Source organism: Shewanella sp. SM20 (genome assembly GCF_025654545.1).
GTDB lineage: Bacteria > Pseudomonadota > Gammaproteobacteria > Enterobacterales > Shewanellaceae > Shewanella > Shewanella oncorhynchi.
On sequence record NZ_JAKKRK010000125.1, the window covers coordinates 1 to 1,158 of the forward strand.

Genomic DNA, 1,158 nt, shown 5'->3' on the forward strand with positions numbered 1-1,158 from the left:
CTTTCATCCAGTGCAGACATTGAAGCCGCTTATCGCTTTGTCCGTAACGAGCATATCAGTCCGGCAGCGATTGCTGAGGCAGGTTTTGCTGCCACAGTGCAAGCCTGCGAACCATTTGACTGCCTACTGGCGCTGGAAGACACCACGTCGTTGGAGTTCACCCACCCAAGTGTCGTGGAAGAACTTGGACATACCACGTCCCACAAACATTCCAGCGGGCTGGAAGCGCACACGGTTTTATTGTTTGCACCCAAGGCGCAGCAGGTCGTTGGACTGATTGAGCAGCATCGCTGGGCACGCGACCGCGAAGCCTATGGCCAGAAAAAACAACGTGCCAAACGTGATTATGAACAGAAAGAAAGTTACAAATGGCAACGGGCTTCAGCAGCGATGGCGACTCGCTTGGGACCACAGATGCAGAAGGTGATTTCGGTTTGTGACCGTGAAGCCGATATCATCGAATACCTGCGCTTTAAAACCGACACACAACAACGGTTTATTGTGCGCTCGATGCAAAGCCGCTGTATTGAAGAAGACCAGCACAAACTCTATGCGTTTAGTGAGACGCTGCAAAGTGCCGGTGAGCGGATGGTACAGGTGCAACAAAAAGGCGGTCGCAAAGCCAGAGTTGCGCACTGYGATATCCGCTTTGCCCCCATTACCGTGAAGGTTCCGGCGAATAAAACGGGCCAGTCAGTGCCGCTGTTTTATGTGGGTTGTCAGGAGAAAGACAGCGCAGATGGCCTCTGTTGGCACCTGCTGACGACTGAGGTAGTCACAACAGCAGAGCAAGCGCAACAAATTCTTGATTACTACGAGCGCCGCTGGCTGATTGAAGACTTCCATAAATCCTGGAAAACGGGCGGTACGCAGGTGGAAGACTTACGGCTGCAAAGCAAAGATAATCTRGAGCGGATGATTGTGATTCTGGCATTTATCGCCACACGTATCCAGCAACTRCGTTGTTACGCAGGCCAAGCTGAACAAGCGAAAAAACGGCCTTGCGATAGCCTGTTAAGCCCATTGGCCTGGAAGTTGTTATGGCTAAAGACGGAAAAAAGCCAACCGCCCGAACAAGTCCCCAGTGTGCATTGGGCTTATCTAAGATTAGGAAAACTCGCGGGCTGGAATGACAGCAAACGAAGCGGAATTGTGGGC

At 51.9% G+C, this 1,158-nt stretch carries 1 protein-coding gene; it reads left to right on the top strand.

From position 1 onward, the window contains the following. Positions 1-1,158: IS4 family transposase (locus L5M18_RS23165; RefSeq protein WP_263198720.1), on the top strand; the 1,158-nt coding region annotated here is incomplete at both ends.